The following is a 21845-nucleotide window of genomic DNA, read 5'->3' on the forward strand; positions in this document are numbered from 1 at the left end:
GAAACGTATGACTACTATGCGAACGGTCGGCTTAAAAGCTATTCGAACGCCAGAAATGAAGTGACCGCTTATTGCTATGATGTCATTCCTGCCAGCAACACAACAGGTTCCAATTGCAGCAATCCGAATGCAACCCTATCCGGGAAAGTGACCAAAGTCAAAATGACGAAAAATCTCGGAAACGGGCAAACGGCTGAAAAAGAAACGTTGTATTCGGCCACGAGCGGCCTAACGAATAAAAACGCGCTGCAGCGGACAACGTATTTACGTTGTTTAAATCGCAACGCCGAAAGAGCGCGAAAAACGTGCGGTTTTTCAACGCGGACCATCGCGCATCGCTTCGGCCACAACAAGGAGGAAGCTCGAAATGTATCAAAATCAAAACCAAAATTTCCAAAGCTCCAGCCTTCAAAACCAAGGCTACCAAGGCACGAACCTGACCGGCCAGCTTCACCAATGCCAAAACATCGTCCAACAGCTGATCAACCAAACGCAGCAAGCTACGCAAATGTACCAGCAAATGCTTCAGCAGGAGCAGCAAAACGCGGCTCGTCTGGAGGAGTTGGCGCAACGCGAGCAAAGAGCGGTTCAAATGATTCAAACCGCGCTGCACGGCCATCAAACGGCAATCCAGCAAATGAATCAAGTTTCGCAAATGTGCAGACAGCTGGAGCAATCGGTTCAGCATATCAACACGCAAACGTTCTCGAGCACGGTTCAGCCTTTGCAATCGTACGGCGCAAGCTCCTACGGCACGAGCGCGTCGGCCGGCATGACGAACAGAAGCTTCCAATAATTTCGGATTTTCCGCAAGCCGCAAAACCCCGGCTCCTTCAAACGGCAAAAACCGTTCAAGGAGTTCGGGTTTTTTTGACGTTCGGTCGGCCTGCCGCGAACCGGTTCCCAAGGATGAAGTTTTCGCCAATTTTCGCGCGGGATGCCGACTTTCGGTCCATTGACGGCGCTTCCATCCATTCTTCATAATGGCATCGTACGGATTCAGTCCAGTTAATCGCAGGAGGGATTCGATGGCCAAAAAAGTGCTGATCGCAACCGGAGACGCCGTGGAAGTGCTGGAAGTGTATTATCCGTATTACCGGCTGTTGGAGGAGGGGTTCGAGGCGGTCATCGCCGCTCCGTCCGTCAAAAAGCTGAACACGGTTTGCCACGATTTCGTGGAAGGCTGGGAAACGTATTCGGAGAAGCCCGCGCATCTGCTTCAGGCGGATACGGCGTTTGCCGACGTCGATCCCGCCTCGTTCGACGCGCTCGTCATTCCGGGCGGACGCGCTCCCGAATATATCCGCTCGAATCCCGAGCTGCCGCGGATTATCGGCCATTTCATCGAAGCCGACAAGCCGATCGGCGCGATCTGCCACGGACCGCAGGTTTTTCTGTCGCTATCCGACCGGTCTTATTTCCAAGGAAAAACGATGAGCGCGTATTCCGCTTGCCGCCTCGACGTCGAATCGCTTGGCGCGCGGTACGCCGACGGGACGCTGGCGGTGGACGGCAAGCTCGTCACCGGTCATGCGTGGCCGGATTTGCCGGGTTTTATGCGCGAACTGATCAAGCTGCTCCGCTAATGAGGTTTCGCTAATCGCGTCGGCTCCCAGCCGGTTTTTGCCGGACTCGGGGGCTTTTTTTGTATGGCCGAACGTTTCCGCCAGGCTAGCCATATAGTAAAATACATATAGGAAAATGGAGATTCATAGATTCGCAGAATAACAGGCACCCGGGAGTGAACTCATTGCAAAAAAGAAGATCCGCCGCGCTGGCGGCGGTTTTGGCCCTGGCGCTGCTCGGCGGCTGCGGCCTGACGGAACAAGGAAATTCCGGCAATGTTGCGGCGATGGAGGAGAATTCGATCGTTTGGGCGTTCACGCAAGCCGACCAGCAGCCGGAGCGGCAGCTGATCGGCCTGATCGACGGCGCGCGGGAAACCCTCGACATCGCCATCTACAGCCTGACGCATCCGGACATCGTGCAAGCGATCAAGAACGCGCACCTGCGCGGCGTCGCCGTCCGGGTCATTACGGACCGGACCCAATCGTCCGGCAAATCGCAGAAAGAAGCGCTGAAGCTGCTCGGGAGCGCGGGGATTCCGCTGAAGATCAATACGCACGACGGGCTGATGCACTTGAAAATGACGATCGCGGACCGGCAGAAGGCTTCCACCGGCTCCTTTAATTATTCCAAGGCGGCCAGCACGCGGAACGACGAGATTTTCATGGTGATCGACAATGCCGAAATCGCCGGGGCGTTCGCGGACGAGTTCGAGAATATGTGGAACGACGAAGACGACTTCGAAACGGTGGACGCCCGCATCGCGCAGCCGGAATCGGATTCGTCCGGAGTTCGGGCGGCGGAAGGCGCCTCGGAGGAAGCAGGGGAAACCGTTTCGCCCTCTCCGGCAGCCTCGCCCGCGGCGTGCGCCGATCCGCAAATCAAAGGAAATATCAATTCCAAAGGCGATAAAATTTATCACATGCCCGGAGGAGCGGCTTACGAGCAGACGAAGGCGGAAGAAATGTTCTGCACGGAGGCGGACGCCGAAGCTGCCGGATTCCGTCCGGCGAAGAAGTGACCGGAAAAACTTGCTTTGACACGCCAACATTTGTCATTGTAAAATAGCGCGGAAGTGAAAGCGCATTAATCGAATCCATCATCGGCGCAAGCATGCGCGAAGGGAAGGGTTAGTTTTGGAACAGCTGTTATGGCCGGAGGGAGCTCCCTATGCGACGGGGAGCGGGGACGAGGATCGTCCCGCGATATTTCCGTATGTGCTGGAAGGCAAGGGAAACCCTGCCGTGATCGTATTTCCGGGCGGCGGGTACGGCATGAGGGCGCACCACGAGGGCGAACCGATCGCCCTTTGGCTCAATTCCATCGGGATTTCGGCGTTCGTGCTCCGGTACCGCGTCGCTCCTTATCAATATCCGTGCGCATGGTTGGACGCGCAGCGCGCGATTCGCACGGTTCGACACGAAGCCGACCGGTACGGGATCGATTCGGCGCGCGTGGGCATTCTCGGCTTTTCGGCCGGCGGCCATCTCGCCTCGACGGCCGGAACGCAGTACGATGCGGGTCGTCCGGATGCGGAGGACGCGGTCGAACGGCAGTCGAGCCGTCCCGATCTGACGATTTTGTGCTATCCGGTCATTTCGATGGACGAATCGATCACGCACGCGGGCTCGCGCCTAAATTTGCTCGGCGAGGATCCCGACCCCGAGCTTGCGCGGAAAATGAGCAGCGAAACGCAGGTGACGCCCGACACGCCGCCCGTCTTCCTGTGGCATACGTCCGACGACGGGGCGGTGCCGGTCGAAAACAGCCTGGCGTTCGCAACGGCGCTGCGCAAGCAAAAGGTGCCGTTCGATCTTCACGTGTATGCGTTCGGACGTCACGGACTCGGACTGGCGGAGGATGAGAAGCACACGAACGGCTGGACCGGCGCATGCGCTTCGTGGCTGAAGCTGAACGGGTTCTGAACGCGCCGTCCGGCCGCGCGGGCCGACGGTCGTTCGGCCGGACCCGGACCGCGTTGGCCGGCGGCAACGTGCCGCAACTGTCGAGATTTCTCGGCAGTTTTTTTGTTTGGCCGCCTTACCGAAAAGATGCCCGTTCCGGTACGCGCGCGAAACGTTTCAAACGCTCGAGCGCTTCGGCAACCAGCTGCCCCGAAACCGCATACGAGCATCGGATATGGCCTTCTCCTCCCGTTCCGAAAGCATGGCCCGGAACGACCGCGACTCCCGCTTCCTTAAGAAGCAGCCGGGCGAAACGCCCGGAGTCCAGCCCTGTATGCGCAATCGAAGGGAAGACATAAAAGGCGCCCTCCGGTTCATGGCACGGCAGCCCGATTTCACGCAAGCCTTTGACGAACATCCGCCTGCGCTCGTCGAACGCGGCCTTCATCGTTTCCTTCGCTTCCAGCCCGTTCCGGAGCGATTCGACGGCGGCGATTTGTCCGAGAACGGGCGCGCACATCGCCGTGTATTGATGGATTTTGAGCATGCCGCCGATCAACTCCCGGCCGCCGCAGGCATAGCCGATCCGCCATCCCGTCATCGCGAACGCTTTGGAAAATCCGTTGATGACGATCGTTCGCTCTTTCATGCCCGGAAGCGAAGCGATGCTTGCATGCCGCGCTCCGTAAGTCAGCTCGGCATAAACTTCGTCCGAAATGACGATCATATCGTGCCGTACGGCCAGCTCGGCAACCGGTCGCCAATCTTCTTCCGTCATCACCGCGCCTGTCGGGTTGTTCGGGAAATTGACGACAAGCGCCTTCGAGCGAGGCGTCAAGGACTCGGCCAGCGCCCGCGCGGTCAGCTTGAACCGCTCTTCCGCGGATGTCTTCACTTCGACGACTTTGGCGCCGTGTAGATGGGCAATGGGCGAATAGGCGATATAACAGGGAGTATGGATGAGAACCTCGTCGCCCGGCTCCACGCACGTCCGAAGCGCCAGATCGACCGCTTCGCTCGTTCCGACCGTGACGAGCACCTCGTTAGCGGGTTCATAACGGAGACCGAATCCATCGTGCATATACGAAGCGATTTCCTCCCGCAGCTCATACAAGCCGGCATTCGGGGTGTACTTCGTTTTTCCTTCGTTCAAGGCGCGAATGCAGGCCGCCCGGACGTGTTCAGGCGTAACGAAATCCGGTTCTCCGATCCCGAGCGAGATCGTATCCCGATTATTTTCCTCGGCCAGTTCGAAAAAGGCGCGAATCCCGGAAGGCGGAATGTCCCGAACGCGCTGCGCCACATGTTCCTTGCTCATTGTACGCACCTCGTTATCCCATAAGCTGTCTGGCCGTTCGGCCGATGATTTGAAGCCCTTTCTCGATATCCTCCTCTTTTACTCGCGAAAATCCGAGCCGCATCGTATGCCGTCCTCCTCCGTCCGTGTAAAACATATCCCCCGGGGTAAAAATGACGCCTTGGCTCGAGCAGGCGTCGAGCAGCTCCGTCGTATCGAAAGGCTTATCGAATTCGACAAACAGATGCAGGCCTCCGTCTCCCGACAGTTTTCGATAAGGGAGATAGGTTTCGCAGCAGCGCTTCGTCCACTCGTATTTTCGTTTGTATTCGGAGCGGGCTTTTTTCAAATATTTCTCAAGGTTGCCGTTCAAAAGATATTGATAAAGCACCGATTGATCGAGCGTCGAAGTATGAATGCTGCGGGACCGTTTGATGCTTTCCAGGTTGTCGATCAGCCGGCGGTCCGCCAGCACCCAGCCCACCCGGAGGCCGGGGAAGAGCACTTTGGAGAAGCTGCCGAGATAGACAACGCCGTTTCCCCGCCCGGCCGTCGCGATCAACGGGGAAACGTGCGCCCCCGAATAACGCAGTTCTTCGTTAAAACCGTCTTCGATGACCGGGATGCCGTGACGGGCCATGAGCCGCATCGCCGCCGATCTTTTCTCGGGAGACGTGACGATGCCGGTAGGATTGTGATAGGACGGGATCAAATAGGCGCAATCGTATGTCCGTTCCGTCAATGCGCGTTCCAGCTCGATCAGATCGATGCCGTCCCGTTCCATCGGAATGCCCGTAATGTCGAACCCGCTCAGCTTCAAATTTTTGATCGCGGTGTAGTGGGTCGGATTTTCGCAAATGACCGATCCGCCTTCTTTTCGGCGAAGGGCGGACAGGACGATATCGAAAGCTTCCGTGAAGCCGCTCGTGATCAGCATGTCTTTTCCGTTCAGGTCGACGCCCTTATGTTCCATGTAATTCATCAAGTAATCGATCAGCGGTTTATAGCCTTTCGCGTAGCCGTAGTTCAGCAGAACGTTTCCCTCGATCGCCATGCGGTCAAGAAAAGCGCGCTTGACGTGATCGAGATCGAACAGCTTCTCGTCGGGCGCGATGCTGGTGAAGGAAATCGCGTTTCTCCCCGCGCGGATGCCGCGTTTCATCCGGTCCAGCTCGACGGCTTGCCGCGCATAATCGTTGATGCGCGCCGGCCAATCGATTTCGCACGGCGGAGCGGCGGAAGCCGGGGGGCGGCAGTTGCCGCGACATAGCTGCCTTTTCCGTGAACGGCGTAGATAAAGCCGTCGCTCTCCAGCTCGGCGTAGGCTGAAATAATGGTGTTGCGGCTGACGGAGAGCAGCAGGCCGAGCTCGCGGGTGGAGGGAAGCTTCTGCCCGGGCTGCAGCGATCCTTTTATAATCAGACGTTTCAAATAATCTTTCAACTGAATGTAGACCGGTCGGTCGTTCGCAAGCTTGAAGTCATGGAACATCTTCATCGCCCCCCTTGTTCATGATGGCACAGATGGGGAGGGAAATGGAAGAACCACGTCCCGGCATTCTTTGCCGGGTTGTGGTTCCGGAGCCGGGCGATCGGGGCGAAACGGCTGCGCGCCGGAGCGAACGACGGGCGGATTTTCGCCAAAAATTTTACAATCGATGGACATAAAATGGAAATTCCCTTCATATTTCCTCATTACAATAAAAGAGTTGCACTTCATGAGGGCGGGAGCTCGCTTCGAGTTTCGGCCCGTCGGGGAGAGGGGGAGGAACGACGGTGACGATGCGCGCGGAGTTCGACCAAGGCTTGAACGAAATGCAGACGCTGCTCGCCCAAATGGGCGAACAGGTGGAGAAGGCGCTGGCCGATTCGATGGATGCGCTGGTGAAGCGCGACGCGGCCCAAGCGAAAAGGGTCGTAAACGAGGATTTGGAGCTCAACCGGCTGGAAGAGCGGGTGATGGAGCGGGGCGCGAAGCTGATCGCGACGCAGCAGCCGGTAGCGAAGGATCTTCGCCGCATATTGGCGGGCTTCAAAATTGCCGCCGACCTGGAGCGGATGGGGGATTTGTCCGTGGATATCGCGAAGACGGTGCTGCGGCTGGACGGGGAGACGCTCATCAAGCCGCTGATCGACTTGCCGCGCATGGCGGCTATCGCCCGAACGATGATTCGCGATTCGATCCGGTCGTACACGGAAGAGAATGTCGAGCTCGCCTACAAGATGGCCAAGGACGACGATCGGGTCGATGCGCTGTACGGCCAGATGTTTCGGGAGCTGTCGTCGCTGATGGTCGAGAACCCGAAATGGATCGGGCAGGCGACGCTGCTCGGATTCGTCGGGCGCTATTGCGAACGGATTGCGGACTATGCGACCAACATCGGCGAGAGCACGGTATACATCGCAACCGGCACGCGGCCGGACTTGAACGGCTGAGCGCCGGCCGCCCGACGAAAAACCTCCGTAATCGTCCCGGTCCGTCAGCGGAGGGGCCGACATTTTGTCGCTCCGTATGGTAAAATAAAAAGCAAATCGCGGGAGACGGAACGGAGAGACGTCGCATGGACGGCATGATTACGGAAGACGGCCGGTTGAATCCGGAGTTCGGGGGGAGCGGGAGGCGCTCTACACCGGTTTGAACGGCTGCACGGTGGAGAGAGTTCGCATCTCCCCCGGCGAGAGCTACGTGTTCAAACCGCTGGCCGAAGGCGGGAATAGCCGGGAAGCTTGGGCGTACGAGCATGTGCGCCCCTCGCTTCCCGGCCTTTTTCCGCGGCTGATCGCGCGCTCGGCTGACGGGATTTCCGGACAGGGCTGGTTGTTGTTCGAAGATTTGGGGCCGCTTTCGCACCGTTTCAACGAAGGGACGGCTGCCGCCTTGATCGGGCAAATCGCCCGTTGGCACGCCTTGCCGACGGCATCGTTCGGCATCCGGTCCCGGCAGGGGCCGAAGCCGACGATCGGCGAAATGGCGGAAGCGTTGCGGCAGAACGAGGAGGAATGGGTGCCTTATCTTGAGGAATTCCGCTGGCCGAAAGCGAGCATGCGCAGCTTGATCGCCGAAGCCCTCGAGCTGGAGAGGTCCGAATCCGTCGTGTTTTCGCACGGGGATCTGCATTTGGGCAATTACGCGATGACGGCGGGCGGGATCAGGGTGCTCGATTGGGAGCACGCGCATTTGAACAGCCGGCATTGGGACCTGTTTCACGTTCTCGATTTGTCCCATCCGTTATTTCCGAAAACGATGAATCCCGGCATGCGCGACCGTTTGCTCGAACGGTATCTGGATGCCGCCGAAGCGTTCGGCCCCCCGTCCGACAGGACTCGTTTCCGGCGGGAATATTACGTTTTTTCGTCCGTTTTTTCGTTGTGGCTGCTGCTTTTGATCGAACGCGACCTGCGCCGCGAGGACGGAGTCTGGCCGGCGGATAAGCTTGAGGAGCAGCGTCTGGAAACGCTGGAAAACCTGCGTCAATGCTTGGCGTCGTTCATCATTTTGTCATATGTGAAAAAAAGTTGACGAACTTTCCCATTCAACAGTTGAGTTCGATGACCCCTTTTAGGTAGAATAAGGGATGGACACTTGAAGAAGCAGGGGGAGCATCGATGTACAAGAGGATTTTGCCAGCCTTGATTGTGGTCGCCTGTCTGTTCGGCGTTTATTTGTTGGCGACGGGATTGCCCGAACGACCGAAGGAAGAGGAGCTTGCGGAAGGACAGGAAATGCTGAAAATCTCCGCGACCAACTTTAGTTTCGATCAGACGGAATACCGCGTGAAAGCGGGTACCACGTACGTCCTCAGCTATTCGAACAAACTCGGCAACCACGGCGCGGAAATCGCCGATCTGAACATCAACCTGACGAAGGACAACCCGAGGGCGGAAGTGACGTTCGATACGCCGGGAGAATACGAAATGCATTGCTCGATCATGTGCGGGCAAGGTCACGGCGACATGGTAGCCAAGATCATTGTAGAGTAACGATGAAAAGGAGCCCGCAGGCTCCTTTTTTGAACGGATCGGAACGTTGCGAAAGCCCGCCTCATTTTTGCCGCGCGGCGCGGTCGCGCGCGATTACCCGGTCGCACAAGTACCCGATAACCGCCCAGCTGGCGACAGTCAGCGCGTAGATCGCGACCGCGCTGACCCGATGGATGTCGGTGAACAGCTCGACGAACCAGACCGGGACGCTGAGCATGAACAGGAAAATGTTGTGAGGGTCGTAGCCGGAGGCGTTGAACAGGACCAGCGCCAACCCGAACAGCGTGCACGCGAAGGTAACGTAGTATCGCATGAAGCGGTCTTCCTTTCTCGCTGCGGCATTTCTTCCGGCTTAGTATGCGTCTTGCGGCCCGCGCTCATTCGATCGGCGACCGGGCCGTTCAACATTCGAACATAAGGAGATGGCAAGACGATGATTACGCATATCGTTCTGTTCAAATTGAAGGACCGCAGCCCGGAGTCCGTGGCGAAAACGGCGCAGGTGCTGCGCGACATGGAAGGAAAAATCGACGAGCTGCTTTCGATCGAAGTCGGCATCGACGTGCTGCATTCGGAGCGTTCGTACGATATCGCGCTTACGACCAAGCACGCTTCGATGGAGGCGCTGCAGGCGTATCAGGTGCACCCCGTACATAAAAAAGTGATCGAGCACATGTCGGAGGTAAGGGAGTCCTCCGTCAGCGTCGATTACGAAAGCTGAAAGGAAGAAGCGCGGTGAATGCAACGGATTCCGGAGCCGGCGATCTTTATCAAATGATGACGTATTTGCTGGTGATCATCATCAGCGCGGTCGTGATGGTTATCTGGCTGAAACGAAAAAACAAACGAAAGCGCCGCGACAGCGACGGGGGTTGAACGAATGTATTACGTGAACCGCAAAGGAATCGAGAGCCGTCTCGCCTGCATTCCCGAGCTTGCCGAAGCCATTCGCGAGTTGAGCGGCTCGTGGTCCGGTTCGACTGTGCAGGGATTGGCGCAGGAGCGGGTTTTGCACCTGGCGCTGGAAATCGCCACCGACGTCGGCAACGCGCTGATCGACGGTTTCATGATGCGCGACGCCAGCAGCTACGAGGACATTATCGAAGTCATTGCCGGCGAAGGCGTCATTTCCGGAACGCTGGCCGAGTTTTTGCGTTCCCTTGTCGGCTTGCGCAAGCCGCTCGTCCAGGATTACGACAGCTGGCCGAGGCATAAGCTTCACCCGCTCGCCCGAGAGCTTCCGGAGCAGATGCTCGCCTTCGCGGAGGAGATCAAGACGTATTTGCGCCGCGAGCTCGACCCGTGGGAAAAGAGCGGGAGCTGATCCGAGGGGGCGGTTAGCCTCCCGACTGCAACAACTGCGGCCTGACGCCAAGGGAGTTGGTCATCTGGGCAAACCGGCCCCTATCGATTCAAGCCGTTTTCTTCTTCCGTTTATGTTTGGCCGATTGGCGGTTGATGAGCTCGCGACACGCAAGGATCGGCTTAAAACGACCAATACGTTCACGGTACTGCAGGAGCGCCCTGTGGAAGCCGACACCCCGATCCTGCGGGATGGATCAAGCAACACCTGAAGACGACGATTCGCCGCCATCTTGAATAAACCCACAGAACGAACCAGTCGGGGGCGGCAAAAGCGAAAACAGGCCAAAACCGTACCCCGGATTCAGCCTGGCAGAGGCAAAAATGAACATGAGGTTGTGAAGATTTTAGACCCGTAACGAAACATCCGGATCAACCCTTTTTTTTGGCAACTTTTTCTTCGATTCTTCCCCTGTTGCTCGTTTTTCCACTCCACACCCAAACACCATGAAAAATATTAGCACAAAGAAAATAATAATGACAAACGAAGCCGGTACTGGATTTCGCGTTAGGTTTCTTGCTGTGATGCGGGCAGTGTCCGCTCAGAAAACGGCGAAGCAGGGCATCATGCTGCAGCTTGCGAAAATGACAAATCCGCTGGCCTTGACGCCGAAGCTTGTGGCATTTTGTAATGAGAATTCGGTTGCCTCAAAGAGTCGTACTTTCGAAATTCAAACTAAAATTTTTCGGATACCCCCTTTAGTTTGGTTATTGACGATGACGCTAATTCTCATATAGGTTGGGGGTGATGGAATTCCCTATACTCAAGCTGTCACAAACTTCAAACCCAAATAATGAGCGCGCTTACAAATGAGCGGGATAGTTCAACCTCGGGGGAGGGATCTCGATGATGAATGTGCTTTTGGTGGATGACGAGCCGTGGGTAATTGAGGGGCTTCGCACGATGGTGAATTGGAGGGATTTCGGTTTCCGGATATGCGGCGAGGCTTCGAGCGGCTCCGAAGCATTCAGTATGATTCAAGAGCTTAAACCGGAGCTGGTACTGACGGATATCCATATGCCGGCGATCAATGGATTGGAGCTGATTAAGCTGGCGAACCAGAAAATGGAATCTCCACCTAAGTTCGTCATATTGAGTGGTTACGATGATTTCGATTATGCGATTACCGCAATGCAGCAGCGGGTCACGGAGTATTTGCTCAAACCATTCGACGAAGAGGAAATTGAGACCGTCCTAGTGCGCTTGCGCACGAAAATCCAAGAGGAGCTTATAGCGGAGCAAAGCCGAAGCCGCATGCAATTTTTGTTTACCAACAATCTATTGATCAGCTTAATACAAGGCGAAGACAACGAGTCGCTTAAGCTACAGGCTGCCCAGGCCCTTCTTCTGCAAAAGGATTCAAAGCTGCGGTGCGTTTTGGTTGAAGGTTCCGGGACATCCTTTGCTCTGATCGGACGGGTGAAGAAATATTTCACGCAGAAACCCGATCGTATATTCGAGGACAGCGCGGGGAGGATCGGGTTGATTTTGCCTGATGATGAATTCCCCTATTGCCGGGTACAGGAGCTTTGCGTACAACTCCACAGGGAGCTTGAGGACCAGTCAAGCCAGCCGGTCATCGTGACGATCAGCGGCGTTCTTCAGGGGATCGGGTCGATTCGAGAACTGTACTTGCAGGCATTGGAGTTAAATAAATGCAAGCGCTGTCAGGGTAGAGACGGGGTGTATCATTATAGGGGTTTACGGCAGGGCGGAAAATCGCATGATCACGGAAAGGAGAAATTCAAGGAACTTACGGAGATCGTCACGGCGTCCCGAATCAACATGATTGATGCTGCTGTTGAAGCCGCTCTGGACTCCATGTTGGAAGGCATGCTTGATTTGAAAGAAGCCATTGCCCATGTGGCCGACCTGGAATTAAGTCTTTGCAGGCGGATCGGAGAAATGAACGGGGATCCGGATACTTTGATGAGAAAGCTTCAGGGCGGGCATGGCAGCATCGACAGTTTCGGGAGCTATTCAGCTTTGAAATCATATGTCCTTGAACTTTGCTTGGAGGCGGCCGACATCCTGGCAAGGCTTGAGGCCAAGAACGAGAATAATACGATTTTCCATGTGATTCAATATGTGGACCGGGAATTCCGCAGCAAGCTTCAGTTGCAGGATCTGGCCAAAATGTTTCATATGAACTCCGCTTATTTGGGCCAGTTGTTTAAAAAAGAGACAGGCAAGTCGTTTAACGACTATTTGAACGAGAAAAGAATCGAGGAAGCAAAGCAATTGCTAAGACGCACCCAAATGAAAATTTCGGAGATTGCGCTTCAGGTCGGATATCCGAATGCGGACTATTTTATCATCAAATTCGAATGCCTAACAGGAGTGCTGCCTTCGGCGTACAAGCAGAATACCGCGAGGTAGCCGGCTGGCTGAACGGCGGGACGGTGCGAAAATCATGAAAAAACGTTTCAGATTCCGATCATTCATTAACGATATACCGCTGAACTATAAATTCATACTCATCTATGTGATTGGCGTGCTGCTCCCTATCGCGGTTATCAACATCGCGTTCATGGACCGTATGACCGGCATCATCAAAGACCGGGAGGAACAAAATCTCGAAATCTCGCTGGAGCGGGCCAGAAAAGATATTCATGAGTTCATTGACGGCGGTGTAGCGGTCAGTCATGCGCTCAATACGGACAAGCTGCTGTATGAAACGCTGGACAGAACTTACGAAAGTCCGATCCAGTTTTACGAAACGTTCGACGAACAGCTGCGAAACCGGGTGACTAGTTATATCCCCGTCAACAATCAGATTCAGCGAATCAGCATTTTTACGGAGAATGAGACGATCATGCCCGGCGGGAATTATCAAGTGCTCGATGCCAATGCGAAGAATAGCGACTGGTACCGGCTGCGGGAACAATCGACGTCCCCTGTTATGGTAGCGGCCTACCGGGCGACTGAAGCAAATAACCGCACATCGACGGTCCCTTATCTGAGCGTTATCGAAAAAATGGACTACTTTGATATATATAGCAAGTATGATAAATTGCTCCGGATCGATATCGACTTAAACAAAATTTACGATGTCATCCTGCGCGAGCAGGACTATTTAAATCTCTATCTGGTCAATGAGCATAACCAAATCATTATGTCTGCGGACAGCGGGTACCAGCGGGACGTTACCGATGCTTATCCGGTGTTTCAACTTTCAGATCATGACAAGGACAAAGACGTGCATGTCGTTTCCATCGGAACGGCAAGTTACGTAAAGGGCTGGAAGCTGGTTGGCGTTACACAGGGAACCCGGTTATCCCAAGCCATGCGCGATATGCAGCTTTATGTGGGAATTATCGCAGCTGTTATTACACTGTTCTCGCTCATATTCATTTACATCATGCTCAGATCGTACAATTATCGGGTTAAACGATTGTCCAGACATATGCAGAAGGTTACCAACGAGAAGTTCGACCTGATCCGGATCGATGAAGGCCGAGATGAGATCGGCTGCTTGATCCAGAATTTCAATAGGATGACAGCCGAGATTAACTCTTTGATTAACAATGTGTACAAGCTCGAAATTCAGAAGAAAAACCTGGAGATGGAGCGGGTACGGGCGGAGCTGAACTTTTTGCAAAGTCAGATGAATCCGCATTTTCTGTTTAACACACTGAATGCCATATTGGTCGTCTGCACGAAAAACAATTATTCCGACGTGACGGATATCATCAAGAACCTGTCCAGACTGCTTCGCAGACTGCTTAGCTGGAAAGCGGACATCGTTACGCTTGAGGAAGAAATATTGTTCATCGAAATGTATCTAAAGATCGAGAAATTCAGATTCCGGGACAAGATTGAGTATGAGCTTGATATCGACCGTGAAGCGCTGCTTTATAAAATACCGAAGATGAGTATCCAACCATTGGTGGAAAATGCGTGCAAGCATGGCATTCAGGCTGTGGATGGGAAAGGCGTGGTCAAAATCAGCGCGACTGTATTAGACGGCAACCTCCGTATATCCGTGCAGGACAACGGCAAAGGCATGGCGCCGGAAAAACTTCGCGAGGTTCTTATTTCCATACGCAACGAGAATACATCCGGCACCAGTATCGGAATCCGCAATGTATATAGCAGGTTTAAGCTTTATTACAACGACCTCGTTCGCTTTGATATTTACAGCAAGCCGGATCGGGGAACGACGGTGTTTTTCGAGATTCCTGTCCGTCTGCTGGATCATCAGGATTACGTCAAGGAGGGGAACAGAATTGAGATTTAAAGTTCTGTTGATCGATGACGAACCCGGAGCTTTAGAAGGCATGCAATTATGGATCAATTGGGAGGAGCTTGGATTTGACATATGCGGCACATGCGCCAACGGGGCGGAGGGGCTGAAATTGATGGCTTCCCTTGCGCCGGATTTAGTGGTTACCGATGTGCATATGCCGCTGATGGACGGCCTTGAAATGATCGGGGAGTGGCAGAAGAACGGCAACAAAACGATCAGCTTCGCCATCGTTAGCGGATATAGCGAGTTCGAATATGCGAGGAAAGCGATGCGTTACGGAATAGCGCACTATTTGTTGAAACCGATTGAGGCGGAAGAAGCCTCTAACATGCTGCGCTCGATTTATCGTGAATTGCTGCAGGAAGCGGAGAAGCAACAATGGAGCAGCATTGCTTCCCGGGAGGAGCAAGTTTCGCGGATCCGTCAGCTGCTAGGGCACATTCCGGCTCCGGATAGGGACGATCCGGACGGTCTGGAGTCTCTGTCCGCCAGCCGGGACGCATGGAACATCTGCCTTGTACAAACGGAGCCATCGAAGTACGCGGAATTGAGGGGAATCGCCAGTTCCCTGATCGAGCAGCAGAGTGCCATGTTTTTGGTTGATCTGGAAAAGAACCGCTTCGGCATCGTTTTCGGATATTCGCCGGATGACGGTCAGGAGGATTCCGTATTCCGGATGATTGCTGACTTGTCTGCCCAATTCGCTGGTCACCGGGTGTTTATGGCCGTGGGCTCACCGGAAAAATCGATCGTGCGTCTTGCCAGCTGCTATAGAACCGCGGAAGAGGCGATAAAGCATAAGTTCTATGACCCCGATTACGCCGGGGTCATTTCTTACGAATCGGTTGATAACAGAAAGCTAGTATTCCGCTACGCCTCAATACGGTTGGTGGACAGCGTGATGGAGGCGTTAAATCTTCTGAATGCCGCCGGTTATCAAGAAACGATCGCTGCGGAAGCGGAGAGGTTTCGTAACATGCCGCTCGCGCCTGAAACGGTTAAGAAGACGGTCATTCATTTGATGTACAAAATGAAAGAGTATATGGCAGAATCCGGTGAGCAGGCCTCGGATGAGCTGGCGAAATATGATTTATCCGCTTTGGCCGATTCGGTGATGAACCTGAACGGCTTTATGGATCTTCTGCTTAACTTCGGCCTCGAGTGCATCGATTTGCTGAGCCGGGAGCAGGCTCGTAAATCCCGGGGAATTATTCAGGAGATCAACGAGTACATCCGGGAACATTATCGGGAGGGACTGACGATCAAGAAATTGGCTGAGCGTTTTTATTTGCATCCGGTGTATCTGGGGCAATTGCTCATGAAGAAGAATGGTGTCGGATTTAACGAATGGGTGCATAATCTCCGGATTGAGGAGGCTTCCCGGCTGCTTCGGCAAAACAAGTATAAAAACAGCGAAATCGCGGAACGGGTGGGCTACGTGAATTATAGCCAATTCCTGAAACAGTTCGAAAAACGCTTGGGGATGTCCCCCAATGAATATAAAAACAGGATCTAAAGTTTTTAGGGGTAATGCTTTAATTGTGGCATAGTCCGCTTTAGGCAGCGCTTTTACAATAAAGATAAGTTAATGAAAGGGTTTTCAATCCTTAATTAACCATATTATTACGGAGGTGTTTTAAATGGGGGGCAAGAAAAAATCGGTATTCGGGTTCAGCATGCTGCTGCTGCTTTCGCTCGGCCTCGTCCTTTCGGCTTGCAGCGGCGGTAACAACAAGGAAGCCGCCAAGAACGGAAACAACGGACAGGCAACTGAAGAAAATACCACGAATGGGGTAGAACCGTTTGAGATTTCAGTGTTCATCGGTGAAGCCGGCCAACAGCCAACACCTGACAACAAGATTTACAAATTAATTAAAGAAGAGACAGGCGCATCCTTCAAATTCGAGTTCCTGGCAGGCGACATTGACCAAAAGCTTGGCGTTATGATTGCAGGCGGCGATTATCCGGATGTGATGACAGCAAATCAAAAGCTGACAGCTGCCGGTGCCTTTATTCCGCTCGAGGACTTGATTGAAGAACATGCTCCAAACTTGAAGAAGCATTATGAGAAGTACTGGAACATGATGAAAGACCCGAATGACGGTCATATTTACAATCTTCCAAATTATGGTGTAACGAATGCTGACGTTAGCTCGTCTTGGTATTCGGGCCCTGCCTTCTGGATTCAAAAGGACGTATTGGCAGAGGCAGGATATCCAGAGGTTAAAACCTTGGACCAATATTTTGACTTGATTAAACAATACAAGGAAAAGCATCCGACCATCGACGGTACTCCTACGATCGGCTTTGAAATTCTGAACTATGACTGGAGAAACTGGGGTCTGTTTAACGCTCCACAGCATTTGATCGGTCATCCGAACGACGGCGGTGTAGTCGTTAAAGACGGCAAGGCGGAAATTTTTGCCGACAAGGACTATGCAAAACGTTATTATCAAAAACTGAACGAAATGAATGCCCTGGGTATCATCGATAAAGAAGCGTTCACCCAAAACTATGACCAATATATGGCCAAAATTTCGAGCGGTGCGGTTCTGGGCATGTTTGACCAGCACTGGAACTTCCAAGACGCAGAGAACGCGCTGATCACGCAGAAGAAAGATAATCGAACATATGTCGGCCTTCCGCTTGTATTTGATGAAGGCATCAAGGATCATTACAAAGATCGTCCGGCTTTGAACCTCAATAACGGTTTCGGGATCACGGTCAACGCATCCGAAGAACAACAAGTTCGAATTATCAAGCTATTGGATACGTTGATTCAAGAAGATTGGCAAAAAATCTTGTCCTGGGGGATCGAAGGGGAAGATTATATTGTCGAAAATGGCCGCTTCATGAAAACGCAAGAGCAACGTGACGTGTTCACCGATGCAACCTGGAAACTGGCGAATAAAGCCGATGCCTTCTTTAAGCACGGTCCCAAAACGGAGGGTTTATTCTCGGACGGCAACGCCACGGACGCGGCTGCTCAACCTGAAGAAATGGCAGCTGCTTTGAGAGAGTATGACAAGAACTTCCTTGCCCAATACGGTTTCAACACTTATGTTGACTTCTTCAGTCCGGCTCCTGAGAACGATATTGCTTACCCGGCATGGTCTGTTGACCTGGTAGACGGATCGGAAGCGAAAATGGTGAATACGAAGCAAAATGAGTTGTCCACGAAGTACTTACCGAAAGCCATTCTAGCTAAACCGGAAGAATTCGACAGCGTCTGGGATGAGTACGTCAACGAAATCCGCAAGCTCAACATTAAGGCTTACGAAGATCGGATTAATGAAGTGCTGCAATGGAGAAAAGACACCTGGTCTGTTAAGTAAGACAGCGCAGATACATGAATCGGAATGGGGAAGGCCTTGCCTTCCTTTTCTGAAATATGGGGTTTTGGGGAGAACAAACTTATGGAAGAGACCTTAGTCAAAGACTCTGCCGTCCGAAAGCCTAAGAAAAACAAAAAAATCACCTGGGCTGTCCTCAAAGAACAGAGACAGTTGATCTATATGTCGGTGCCTCTGACGGCTTACATCATCTTGTTTGCCTACGTTCCTATTTGGGGATGGACGATGGCTTTCCAGGATTACAAGCCGGCTAGAAGCTTTAGCGAACAGAAGTGGGTAGGATTTAAGCATTTTGAATTTCTATTTAAGGACGATAATTTCCTGCAAGTGCTTCGCAATACGCTGGCAATGAGCGTTATCAATATGATTCTCGGCTTTGCGACTGCAATTATTCTGGCATTATTGCTGAATGAAATCAGGAAAGTATTTTGGAAAAGAACCGTACAGACGATTTCCTATCTTCCGCACTTTTTATCCTGGATTATCGTAACCGGAATTGTGGCGACGAGCTTGGCCTCGGACGGAATCATCAATGATATCCTTATGAAGCTGCATCTCATCGAGGAGCCGATCCAATGGCTCAGTGAAGGCAAATACTTCTGGGGAATCGTCGGAGCGTCGCATGTTTGGAAAGAAGTCGGCTGGAATACGATTATTTATTTGGCTGCGATGGCATCCATCGACCCGTCGCTTTACGAAGCTGCCGATATAGACGGGGCAAGCCGCTATCGGAAAATGTTCCATGTCACTTTGCCGGGCATTAAGCCGACGATTATTATTTTGATGATTATGCAGGTCGGTCACATTCTGGAGGCAGGCTTCGAGGTTCAATACTTGCTGGGCAACGGTCTTGTTGTCGACTGGTCGCAAACGATTGACATTTTCGTACTGAAGTACGGGCTTGCCCAAGGTAATTACTCGTTAGCTACTGCTGCCGGTATATTTAAAACGGTCGTTAGCGTAACGCTGTTATTGATTGCAAACGGAATCTCTAAACGGCTAGGGGAAGAGAGGCTGCTGTAATGGCAAATCATACGACCCGCCCTGGGCCAGCAACTGCTGCCGCAGCGACTAAATCTGTTAGAAGAAATAAAATTGAGCCCATCCTTTTTAATACGTTCAATACCTTGTTTATGATGGGTCTTGTCGTTGTCACACTATATCCTTTCTTGAATACGATCGTCGTTTCCCTGAATGCGGGGAATGATACGATCCGAGGCGGAATCTATCTCTGGCCGAGGGAATTTACATGGCAGAATTACAAGGCCCTGTTCGCTTCGGGAACGATATATGACGCGTTCTGGATTTCCGTGGCTAGAACGGTGCTATCGACCCTGCTGAATCTGGGGCTCACCACGATGCTGGCATATACGCTGAGCCGTCGGGAGTATGTATTCCGCAAGCCGATTACCTTGATCTTTATTTTGACGATGTATTTTAACGCTGGTTTGATTCCTGGATACTTTCTGATGAAGGACTTGCACCTTCTTAACTCGTTCTGGGTATATGTGATTCCGTCGATGATCAGCGCATTTAATATGATCGTTATCCGGACGTATATCGGGACGATTTCGGAAAGCTTGGTCGAATCGGCAAGAATCGATGGAGCCGGAGATTTTAAAATCTTCATCCGGATCATCTTCCCGCTATGTAAACCGGTGCTGGCTACCATTGCGCTGTTCGTGGCCGTGGGGGCTTGGAACTCCTGGTTCGATGCATTTATCTATACCTCCTCCCGTCAAGAACTGAGTACTTTGCAGTATGAGCTGATGAAGCTGCTGTCATCCAGTATGAACGCGAACAGCAACCCGGCAGTGGCTGCCGGCGCCGGGATGACGCAGGACTCTGCGGTGAACATGGTAACGCCGATTTCGATTCGCGCTGCCGCAACGGTAGTGGCATCCGTTCCGATTCTGCTGGTTTATCCGTTCATGCAAAAGTACTTTGTTGTTGGTCTGAATGTTGGTAGTGTCAAGGAGTAAAACATTATCGGCAAGATGGAAATTTTGAGGACGGCTTCCATCCCTCTAGGGAGATGAAAATTGGCTCATAACTGCCTTCAAGAAATACTAATACGAGGAGGAAGAAATATGAATTTTTCAGTACCGGCAGAGTCCGCTCTTAAAGACATATTCGCGGACCACTTCCATATAGGTGCGGCGGTCAGTAGTAATACGATCATAACGCAGGAGAGTCTGCTTACTCATCACTTTAACAGCATTACAGCGGAAAACGAAATGAAATTCGCCAGCGTCCATCCGCAGGAAGATCTTTACACCTTCGAGGAAGCGGATCGGATTGTGGACTTCGCGCGCAAACACGGGATGGCTATCCGCGGACATACGCTGGTTTGGCATAACCAGACCACCGATTGGTTGTTCCGCGACAAGCAGAATCAGCTCGTGAGCAAGGCCGTGCTTTATGAGCGAATCCGCTCGCATATACAAACGGTAGTAAGCAGATATAAGGGCGACATTTACGCTTGGGACGTTGTGAACGAGGTCATTGCCGATGACGGCGATCAGTTGCTGCGTGCCTCTAACTGGACGGAAATCGCCGGGGATGAATGTATCGCCAAAGCGTTTGAATACGCGCATGCTGCCGACCCGAATGCGCTCTTGTTCTACAACGACTACAACGAGTCCCACCCACGCAAACGGGATAAAATTTATACCTTGGTCAAGTCTCTTCTGGATCGGGGAGTTCCTATTCACGGTATTGGCCTGCAGGCACACTGGAACCTGTTCGAACCGACCTTGGATGACATCCGGGCAGCCATTGAAAAATACGCTTCGCTAGGATTGCAGCTTCAACTGACGGAACTGGATGTGTCGGTATTCCGCTTTGAAGATAAGCGGATCGATCTGACCGAACCTGAACCGGGAATGCTGGAACGGCAGGCTGAATTCTACGAAGCCGTGTTCAAGTTGCTTAAGGAATACGGCGATGTAATTAGCGCGGTGACGTTCTGGGGAGCCGCGGACGATCACACCTGGCTCAGCGATTTTCCGGTACGGGGGCGCAAAAACTGGCCGCTTTTGTTCGATGAACGGCACAGGCCGAAGCCGGCGTATTACCGTGTAGCTGCTCTTGGAAATCATCTTCGCGGTTTGAAAGCTGATGACAAACGGGCAATTCGTCCTGTGTGATAAAATGTTCGGATTTATTAAACCGCCCTTTTCACGTTTTCAGAGAGTCGTACTTTCGAAATTAGGTTGAGAAAACCTGGCGGACCCGAGGGTCCGCTTTTTCGTCGCAGCCCGGACTTTGCAAACTTTTTTGTTTCATAAATAAATTTACGCCCAGTCCCGCATCCGCTACAATAAGACTAGAGGTCCTATGGACGCGAGGCTCGCGGCCGCAATGCCGGAAGTCCCGGGCCCGGCGGAAGGAGACGGATGCGCATGCTGCAGCAGGAAGAAGGATCTACTCGTTACCGGCTGGTTCAGCTGTTGAAGACGAGAGGCGAATTAAGCATCGGCGAGCTTTCGAAAGAGCTGACGATAACCGAAGTGGCGGTCAGGCGCCATATTCATACGCTGGAGAGAGACGGACTGATCCGTTCGACGCTGGTCAGGCAGGCGATGGGCAGGCCTTCCAGCCGATATGCGCTGACCGAACGAGCGGATGACCTGTTTCCGAAAAATTATCCCCATCTGACGATCGAATTGCTGTCGGAGCTCGAGGAAGCGGCCGGCGCCGAAATGGTCGACCGGCTGTTTCTCGGCCGCAGAGACAAGCTGGCCGCCCGCTATGCGAAGCGGATGGAAGGCCGAAGCCTGGAGGAGAAGGTGGCGGAATTGTCCTCGATTCAGAACGCCGGCGGTTATATGACGGAATGGGAGCCCTCTGAGGAGGCGGGCTCGTTCCGCTTGTACGAGTACAATTGCCCGATCGCGCAAGTGGCGGGACGGTACCGTCAGGCATGCCAATGCGAAAAGTCGCTGTTTCGGCAGCTGCTGGGCGCGGAGGTGGAGCGCACGGAGTGTTTGGCCGACGGTGGCATCCGCTGCGCGTATGCGATCAAGCAGTCGTCGGCATCCCCCTGAGAAAAGCGGCCAAGCCGCTTTTTTTTGTTTTTGTCCGTTGTGTCAAGACGAGCCCATTCTTCTTATACTGTTGTTAGCCGCATA

At 53.0% G+C, this 21845-nt stretch carries 20 protein-coding genes and 1 pseudogene; 18 read left to right on the forward strand and 3 right to left on the reverse strand.

Annotated elements, in window-relative coordinates; all coding sequences use genetic code 11:
• Window positions 1-367: 367 nt before the first annotated feature.
• From JW799_RS18215 to JW799_RS18230, 4 genes are all read left to right on the forward strand, one after another.
• A complete protein-coding gene (locus JW799_RS18215; RefSeq protein ID WP_240353331.1) occupies window positions 368-796 on the forward strand; it encodes a hypothetical protein in 429 nt (142 codons plus the stop codon).
• 232 nt (window positions 797-1028) lie between these two features.
• Window positions 1029-1586, forward strand: a complete 558-nt coding sequence (locus JW799_RS18220) for a DJ-1/PfpI family protein (RefSeq protein WP_080840704.1) — start codon at window positions 1029-1031, stop codon at window positions 1584-1586.
• 164 nt (window positions 1587-1750) lie between these two features.
• The gene (locus JW799_RS18225; RefSeq protein ID WP_240353332.1) at window positions 1751-2587 is read left to right on the forward strand and encodes a phospholipase D-like domain-containing protein; all 837 of its coding nucleotides are present in this window, start codon (window positions 1751-1753) and stop codon (window positions 2585-2587) included.
• A 115-nt stretch (window positions 2588-2702) separates the two neighbouring features.
• A complete protein-coding gene (locus JW799_RS18230; RefSeq protein WP_080840702.1) occupies window positions 2703-3491 on the forward strand; it encodes an alpha/beta hydrolase in 789 nt (262 codons plus the stop codon).
• 115 nt (window positions 3492-3606) lie between these two features.
• Here JW799_RS18230 and JW799_RS18235 read toward each other — a convergent pair whose 3' ends face one another.
• The gene (locus JW799_RS18235; RefSeq protein ID WP_080840701.1) at window positions 3607-4788 is read right to left on the reverse strand and encodes a pyridoxal phosphate-dependent aminotransferase; all 1182 of its coding nucleotides are present in this window, start codon (window positions 4786-4788) and stop codon (window positions 3607-3609) included.
• 13 nt (window positions 4789-4801) lie between these two features.
• A pseudogene (locus JW799_RS18240) lies at window positions 4802-6258 on the reverse strand (aminotransferase-like domain-containing protein).
• A 284-nt stretch (window positions 6259-6542) separates the two neighbouring features.
• Here JW799_RS18240 and phoU point away from each other — a divergent pair.
• The 3 genes from phoU to JW799_RS18255 all read left to right on the forward strand — a co-directional run bounded on the left by phoU (window position 6543) and on the right by JW799_RS18255 (window position 8747).
• A complete protein-coding gene (phoU, locus tag JW799_RS18245; RefSeq protein WP_139787338.1) occupies window positions 6543-7202 on the forward strand; it encodes a phosphate signaling complex protein PhoU in 660 nt (219 codons plus the stop codon).
• Window positions 7203-7401: 199 nt separating this feature from the next.
• Window positions 7402-8286, forward strand: coding sequence for a phosphotransferase family protein (locus JW799_RS18250; protein WP_205431034.1), 885 nt, complete (start codon window positions 7402-7404; stop codon window positions 8284-8286).
• An 86-nt stretch (window positions 8287-8372) separates the two neighbouring features.
• Window positions 8373-8747, forward strand: a complete 375-nt coding sequence (locus JW799_RS18255) for a cupredoxin domain-containing protein (RefSeq protein ID WP_080840697.1) — start codon at window positions 8373-8375, stop codon at window positions 8745-8747.
• Between the two features lie 61 nt (window positions 8748-8808).
• On the opposite strand, the gene JW799_RS18260 is transcribed toward JW799_RS18255, so the two are convergent.
• Window positions 8809-9060, reverse strand: coding sequence for a hypothetical protein (locus JW799_RS18260; RefSeq protein WP_080840696.1), 252 nt, complete (start codon window positions 9058-9060; stop codon window positions 8809-8811).
• A 120-nt stretch (window positions 9061-9180) separates the two neighbouring features.
• Here JW799_RS18260 and JW799_RS18265 point away from each other — a divergent pair, with 120 nt between their 5' ends.
• The 11 genes from JW799_RS18265 to JW799_RS18315 all read left to right on the forward strand — a co-directional run bounded on the left by JW799_RS18265 (window position 9181) and on the right by JW799_RS18315 (window position 21761).
• The gene (locus JW799_RS18265; RefSeq protein WP_080840695.1) at window positions 9181-9468 is read left to right on the forward strand and encodes a Dabb family protein; all 288 of its coding nucleotides are present in this window, start codon (window positions 9181-9183) and stop codon (window positions 9466-9468) included.
• A 14-nt stretch (window positions 9469-9482) separates the two neighbouring features.
• Window positions 9483-9623 carry a hypothetical protein gene (locus tag JW799_RS18270; protein WP_176220750.1) on the forward strand — a complete coding sequence of 47 codons (141 nt, stop codon included), beginning with the start codon at window positions 9483-9485 and terminating at the stop codon, window positions 9621-9623.
• 4 nt (window positions 9624-9627) lie between these two features.
• On the forward strand, window positions 9628-10071 hold the full coding sequence (locus tag JW799_RS18275; protein WP_080840694.1) for a DUF86 domain-containing protein: 444 nt from the start codon (window positions 9628-9630) through the stop codon (window positions 10069-10071).
• Between the two features lie 885 nt (window positions 10072-10956).
• The gene (locus tag JW799_RS18280; RefSeq protein ID WP_080840691.1) at window positions 10957-12489 is read left to right on the forward strand and encodes a response regulator transcription factor; all 1533 of its coding nucleotides are present in this window, start codon (window positions 10957-10959) and stop codon (window positions 12487-12489) included.
• Between the two features lie 34 nt (window positions 12490-12523).
• On the forward strand, window positions 12524-14350 hold the full coding sequence (locus JW799_RS18285; protein WP_205431037.1) for a sensor histidine kinase: 1827 nt from the start codon (window positions 12524-12526) through the stop codon (window positions 14348-14350).
• Window positions 14340-15875 (forward strand): response regulator, encoded by a 1536-nt coding sequence (locus JW799_RS18290; protein WP_080840689.1) that lies wholly within the window; start codon window positions 14340-14342, stop codon window positions 15873-15875. The genes JW799_RS18285 and JW799_RS18290 overlap by 11 nt, the downstream gene beginning before the upstream one ends.
• A 124-nt stretch (window positions 15876-15999) precedes the next feature.
• Window positions 16000-17694, forward strand: coding sequence for a type 2 periplasmic-binding domain-containing protein (locus tag JW799_RS18295; RefSeq protein ID WP_205431039.1), 1695 nt, complete (start codon window positions 16000-16002; stop codon window positions 17692-17694).
• An 81-nt stretch (window positions 17695-17775) separates the two neighbouring features.
• On the forward strand, window positions 17776-18735 hold the full coding sequence (locus JW799_RS18300) for an ABC transporter permease (protein ID WP_080840687.1): 960 nt from the start codon (window positions 17776-17778) through the stop codon (window positions 18733-18735).
• Window positions 18735-19694, forward strand: a complete 960-nt coding sequence (locus JW799_RS18305) for a carbohydrate ABC transporter permease (protein WP_080840686.1) — start codon at window positions 18735-18737, stop codon at window positions 19692-19694. The genes JW799_RS18300 and JW799_RS18305 overlap by 1 nt, the downstream gene beginning before the upstream one ends.
• Window positions 19695-19802: 108 nt before the next feature.
• Entirely contained in the window at window positions 19803-20861 is a 1059-nt protein-coding gene (locus tag JW799_RS18310) for an endo-1,4-beta-xylanase (protein WP_080840685.1), read from the forward strand.
• A gap of 255 nt (window positions 20862-21116) precedes the next feature.
• A complete protein-coding gene (locus JW799_RS18315) occupies window positions 21117-21761 on the forward strand; it encodes a helix-turn-helix transcriptional regulator (protein WP_080840684.1) in 645 nt (214 codons plus the stop codon).
• The last annotated feature ends 84 nt before the right edge of the window (window positions 21762-21845 follow it).

This window comes from Cohnella algarum (assembly GCF_016937515.1).
Taxonomy (GTDB): domain Bacteria; phylum Bacillota; class Bacilli; order Paenibacillales; family Paenibacillaceae; genus Cohnella; species Cohnella algarum.